The sequence below is a fragment of the Brevirhabdus sp. genome (assembly GCF_052826345.1).
The window spans coordinates 1-6,170 of the sequence record NZ_JBRBUA010000010.1; the positions used below are offsets into that span (position 1 = coordinate 1).

The 6,170-nt window shown below is 67.6% G+C and carries 4 protein-coding genes and 1 pseudogene; all 5 read right to left on the reverse strand.

The window, feature by feature from the left end; all coding sequences use genetic code 11:
* Positions 1-55: 55 nt before the first annotated feature.
* Complete coding sequence (gene tuf / locus ACU0BR_RS01060) at positions 56-1,231, reverse strand: elongation factor Tu (RefSeq protein WP_446154985.1); 1,176 nt, start codon at positions 1,229-1,231, stop codon at positions 56-58.
* Positions 1,232-1,319: 88 nt separating this feature from the next.
* Complete coding sequence (locus ACU0BR_RS01065; RefSeq protein WP_446154986.1) at positions 1,320-1,940, reverse strand: hypothetical protein; 621 nt, start codon at positions 1,938-1,940, stop codon at positions 1,320-1,322.
* 185 nt (positions 1,941-2,125) lie between these two features.
* Complete coding sequence (locus ACU0BR_RS01070; RefSeq protein ID WP_446154987.1) at positions 2,126-3,304, reverse strand: M48 family metallopeptidase; 1,179 nt, start codon at positions 3,302-3,304, stop codon at positions 2,126-2,128.
* On the reverse strand, positions 3,301-4,605 hold the full coding sequence (locus ACU0BR_RS01075) for a DUF898 family protein (protein WP_446154988.1): 1,305 nt from the start codon (positions 4,603-4,605) through the stop codon (positions 3,301-3,303). The genes ACU0BR_RS01070 and ACU0BR_RS01075 overlap by 4 nt, the downstream gene beginning before the upstream one ends.
* 9 nt (positions 4,606-4,614) lie before the next feature.
* A pseudogene (locus tag ACU0BR_RS01080) lies at positions 4,615-6,170 on the reverse strand (DNA gyrase subunit A); the annotation flags it as partial.

The window sequence follows — 6,170 nt, forward strand, 5'->3', positions numbered from 1 at the left end:
GATAGGAGGAAGGCCGGACCACCCGGCCTCCCTCGTCGAACCCAGAGGGTTTTTATTATTCGATGATTTTCGAGACGACGCCGGCGCCGACGGTACGACCGCCTTCACGGATGGCGAAGCGCAGACCGTCTTCCATAGCAATCGGCGCGATCAGCTCAACTTCGAATTTCAGGTTGTCGCCCGGCATCACCATCTCGGTGCCCTCGGGGAGGTTCACCGTGCCCGTCACATCCGTGGTGCGGAAGTAGAACTGCGGACGGTAGTTCGCGAAGAACGGCGTGTGACGGCCGCCCTCGTCCTTGGTCAGGATATAGGCTTCGGCCTCGAACTGGGTGTGCGGGTTGACCGACTTCGGCTTGCACAGGATCTGGCCGCGCTCCACCCCGTCGCGGTCGATGCCGCGCAGCAGCACGCCCACGTTGTCGCCCGCTTCACCGCGGTCCAGCAGCTTGCGGAACATCTCGACGCCCGTGCAGGTCGTCTTCTTGGTGTCGCGGATGCCGACGATCTCGATCTCGTCGCCGACGTTGATCACGCCGCGCTCGACACGACCCGTCACAACCGTACCGCGACCCGAAATCGAGAACACGTCCTCGATCGGCATCAGGAACGGCTGGTCCACGGCGCGCGCGGGCGTCGGGATGTATTCGTCGACGGCCGCCATCAGCGCGCGGATCGAGTTCTCGCCGATCTCGGGGTTGGTGCCTTCCATCGCCGCCAGCGCCGAACCCTTGATGATCGGGATATCGTCGCCCGGATAGTCGTAGGAGGACAGCAGCTCGCGGATCTCCATCTCGACCAGCTCCAGCAGCTCCTCGTCGTCGACCTGATCGACCTTGTTCATGTAGACGACCATGTAGGGAATGCCCACCTGGCGGCCCAGCAGGATGTGCTCGCGCGTTTGCGGCATCGGGCCGTCGGCCGAGTTCACCACCAGGATCGCGCCGTCCATCTGCGCCGCACCGGTGATCATGTTCTTGACGTAGTCGGCGTGGCCGGGGCAGTCGACATGCGCGTAGTGGCGCGTCTCGGTCTCGTACTCCACATGCGCCGTCGAGATCGTGATCCCGCGGGCCTTCTCCTCGGGCGCGCCGTCGATCTGGTCATAGGCGCGGAAATCGCCGAAATACTTCGTGATCGCAGCCGTCAGCGTCGTCTTGCCGTGGTCAACATGGCCGATCGTGCCGATGTTCACGTGCGGTTTGTTACGCTCAAACTTGGATTTAGCCATGATGAAAGGCGCCTCGTTGGTCTGGGGGCGTGTCCGCCCGATTGAATCTCGGGCGCGATCTATCCATTCACCGGGGAAAAATCAAGGCTCAGTTCGCGGCGATCAGCCCCGCGTCCAGATTGTTCGTCGCGCCGGCGGATGCCCCTGCCGGCGCGGGCGGGTTGTCGCGGAACCATTCGGGGTTGCGGCGCAGGTAATTCTCGATCGCCGCCGCCGCGTTGGTGGCGAGATTCTCGAGCTGCTGTTCCTTGGACTGCGTCAGCCCCGATCCCACGATGGTATCCTTGTTCAGCTGCTCCAGCACGGTGATCTGCTGCGGCTTGTTGATCTTCTTGCCCTTTGCATCGTCCCAGACGTTGACGCTGATCACCATGACGGATTTGGGCGAACCCACGATCGGCACGCCGGGCACCGCCAGGATGTAGCCATCCAGATTGACCCCGATGTGATAGAGCCTGCTGCCCTCGTAGCGGCCCAGCCGTTCCTGGATCTTGGCGGTCAGCGTGGATTTAATCAGCTCTTCCGGGACGCTGCGCGACAGGGGGCCCTTCTTGGCGTTTTCGGTCACGACGATGTTGTAGCCAAGCCGGAAATCGCCCAGCGGCTCGGGCGTCTCGGACACGTCGGAAGGCGTCGTGCAGGCGCCGAGCGTGATGAGGGCGGCAAGGCCCAGCGCGGCGGCGAACTTGGGTCTGACGGCAAGGGTCATGCGGGCTCCGGTGTTGAACGAGGAACTGCTTAGCGGTTCAACTCCCGCGGCGCAATCGTCGAAGGGCGCGCGGTGTCGGGGGTGCCCGCCCCGGCGCCGCGGACCGGCGGTCATTTGCGCAAAGACCGGGCGCACAAAGATCGGGCGCGTAAGGGTCGGTCGCGCAAGGGTCGGGCGCGCAAGGATCAGTCACAGATCCGGCGCAGCGCGCGCCATTGCCCGTCGGGCAGCAGCGGGCGGCGCGCGTTCGTCAACCGCCGGTCCGCCTGGCGCGCCGCGTCGATCCGCGATTGCAACGGCGGATGGGACAGGAAATAGCGCAGCGGACCCGGGGCGTCGCCATGTTCCGCGCGCAGCCGCTCGAACATCGTGCCCAGCGCGCCGGGCCGCAGCCCGGCATCCGCCAGCAGCCCGTAGGCAAAATCGTCCGCGGCACGCTCGGCCCTCTGGCTGTAGTCGGCGGCGATCAGCTGTTCGGTCAGGAACAGCACCGCCGCGCCCCCGGCGAAATCGCCCAGAACCAGCCCCAGCACCCCGACGGATCCCGCCGTGCGCAGCGCCGCGCGCGTCGGATCGCGCGCCGCGACATGGCCGATCTCATGTGCGAAGACGGCGGCCAGCTCCTCGGGGTGGCGCGCGGCCTCCAGGATGCCGCGAAACAGCACCACATGCCCGCCCGGCAGCGCGAAGGCGTTGATCATCGGATCGTCCAGCACATGGACCCGCAGCGGGTAGGCCAGCCGCGGCGACGTCCCGCCCCGCGCACCCTCGACCCGCTGCACGATACGCTCCAGCGCCGCACGCCCCGCCGTGTCGTCACAGAGCGCCAGTTCCATCCCGGCGGTATCGCTCAGCGCCGCGCGGATCTGACGGAAGGTGGCGTCGCCCAGCTCCCTCTCGCCTGCGGGCGGGATCAGCGGCGCCAGCCGGTCGGCCAGCACCGGCACCAGCAGGAAAACGATCGCCGCGACCGAGGCGATGGCCCCCGCGCCCCAGGCCAGCAGCCGCGCGCGACCCGGCACCGACACGCTGCGCGCCAGATGCGGGGCGCGGGCGGCAAGGATGCGGCGCGCCCCGGCATCGCGCACGTAGAGCCGCGCCAGCGTATCCGTCAGGCAGCTCAGCGCCAGGATGTCGTCCCCGGCCTGCCCGCGCAGGCGGCGCAGCTGCGACAAGGGCCAGCGCAGCCTGCGGCCGTCGGGATATTCCAGCAGCAGATCCTCGGCCCCGCGGCGCGCGACGGTCAGCTCCGCCGACACGATGGAAAGCGCCACGCGGTGCACGAGCGCGCTCTGCCCGTCCACCAGATCGGCGAAGGCGGCCAGCGGCGCGGCCGCCTGGCCCGTCTCCGCGCGCGCCGTCATATCGCGGCCCCCAGATCCAGCGCGTCGGCGAACCCTTCGGCATCGGCAAAGACATCGCGCGCCGTCTGCCGCGCCCGCATCAGCGGCAGCGGCGAGACCACCACGAGCGTCTGCGCATAATGGCGGATCAGCGGCAAGGTCACGAAGACCTGCCGCAGCGCACCCCAGACCACGAAAAAGGCGAAATAGGTCGCGACCCCGACGGCCGCGCTCAGCCACAGGGGCAGGCCCGCCAACAGGTCCAGCGCCTGAGCCCCCTCGCCCGAACCGCGGGCCACGTCCTCCGCCAGAAGCGCCATCGCGTCCAGCGGCAGCAGCAGCACCAGCGCCGAGACCGGCAGCAGCAAAACCATGAGCGCGAGCGCGGCCGCCAGATGGCCGAAGACATAAATCGCCAGCACCCGCCCCGTGCGCGCCGATGAGACCAGCCCCGCGCCGCCCTCCAGCAGCTTGCCGCCGGTCAGGATGCGAAAGCTGTGTACGCGGTAATGTACCACGCCGACGGCGAACCAGACCGCCCCCGCCGCCAGCAAGAGCCCTGCATAGAATGCCCGCAGGTCCGGGTCAGGCGCCAGCGCCGCGACGGGCGCGGGAATCAGCCCGGCCAGCCCCAGCGCCCCCGACGCGGCGATGAGCACGCCGATGATCACATGGCGCGCCGCAGGGTAAAGCGCCCGCCAATGCCCCCCTTGGGTCATGCGCAGGGCGCCGTAGCGCGTGCGATCGGTGCGGTATTTCTCCAGCCGGAAGGTCATGCGCGGCCACAGGATGCCCAGGCTCAGGATCGTGACCGCCCAATGCGCCAGCGCCCGCCAGGCGTAGCCCCAGGCCGCCGGTTCCATCGACAGCCGGATGCCCCGCCAGCGCGTGCGCCCGACAACGTAACGCCGCGCCCGGTAGCGGGCGAAAAAGAGGATCGGCAAAAGCCCCGCGAAGCTGACGGCATAGGCCGCGCCCATGCCCTGAAAGAACGACAGCGACACGAAGACCAGCACCAGGTTGACCAGACCGATATAGAAGGCCAGCACCACCACCGCGATCAGAAAGCCCAGCAGTTTCTCGAGCGGCTCGCCGGTATATTCCAGCGGCAGCCCGCCGGGACGGACCGACGACCAGTACCAGCGCCGCAGCCGGGTCTTCATCCAGAAGCGGTAGAGCCCGAGCGTCAGGATCGTCAGCACCGAGGTCCGCACCGCCAGCCGGAACAGCGCCCCGCGCCCGCCGCCCAGCACGACCGGCAGGTCGCGCAGCGTGGCCGCGGAGGCTGCTTCGCGCGGCGGCGTCATGTGCGTACCGCCCATTCAGGCAGGTCAGTCGGTGAAACGGTTGTCACGGGGAAACCCGCGCGGCGCCATGCGCCCGGTTCCCGCGCGCTTGCCGCGCCAGTCGTCAAGATCGGTCTGGGTGCGGGTGCGCCCGGCCGGGTCCTTCCACGACAGACCGTTCGCGATATCGAAGGTGGTTGCGTCCGACAGGCCGCCATCCTTGTATTTTTGCAACCGGACCCCCTTGCCGCGGCCCATCTCGGGCAGCTCCTCGATGGCAAAGACCAGCACCTTGCGGTTTTCGCCCACGCAGGCGACATGATCGCCCGCGACGCTCTTGCAGACCAGCGCCACAGTGTCGCCGCGCACATTCAGCACCTGCCGCCCGCTGCGCGTCTGCGCCACGGCGTCGGATTCGGGCACGATGAACCCGTCCCCTGCGCTGGAGGCCACCAGCAGCCGCCCGCCGGGACGGTGGATGAAAAGCGAGACGATCTCCGCCTCGTTGGGCAGATCGACCATCAGGCGCACCGGCTCGCCCATGCCGCGCCCGCCGGGCAGCGTGGCCGCCGACAAGGTATAGAACCGCCCGTTGCTGCCCAGCAGCAGCAGCCTGTCGGTGGTTTCGGCATGGAAAATGAACCGGCCCTCGTCGCCGTCCTTGAACTTGATCGCGCCATCCAGGTCGATGTGGCCCTTCATCGCGCGAATCCAGCCCATTTTCGAGCAGACGACCGTGATCGGTTCACGGTCGATCATCGCTTCGATCGGCACGTCCTCGACCGTGCCCGCCTCTTCGAAGCGGGTGCGCCGGGCGCCGCCCTCATAGCTCATGCCGAAGGTCTCTCGCGTCTGGCGCAGCTGCTCTGCGATGGTCTTCCACTGGCGCGCCTCGCTGCCCAGCAGATCCTCCAGCCCCTCGCGCTCCAGCAGCAGCGCCTCATGCTCGCGGCGCAGCTCCAGCTCCTCCAGGCGGCGCAGGCTGCGCAGGCGCATGTTGAGGATCGCCTCGACCTGCACCTCGCTCAGCTCGCCTTCCGGCTCGTCCCCCAAGCCAGCCAGGCCCGCCAGCGGAGAGACGTAGTCTTTTTCCGAGGTGGCGCGGGGATGGTCCTTCGACCAGTCCTCGGCCATCAGCGCGGCCTTGGGATCGTCGTCGTAGCGGATGATGTCGATCACCCGATCGAGGTTGAGGAAGGCGACGATGAAGCCCTCCAGCACCTCCAGCCGATGGTCAATCTTTTCCAGCCGGTGCTGCGAGCGGCGCAGCAGAACCTCCTGCCGGTGGTCGAGAAAGGCGCGCAGAACCTCCTTGAGCGAACAGACCTTGGGCGTGCGCCCGTCGATCAGCACGTTCATGTTCAGGCTGAACCGGGTTTCCAGATCCGACGACCGGAAAAGCATGCTCATCAGAACCTCGGGGTCGACGTTCTTCGACCGCGGCTCCAGCACCATGCGGATGTCGTCGGCGCTTTCTTAGCGAATGTCGGCGAGGATCGGCACCTTCTTGGTCTGGATCAGATAGGCGATCTTTTCGATCAGCTTCGACTTCAGCACATGATAGGTGATCTCGGTGACCACCACCTGCCATTGGACGCGGC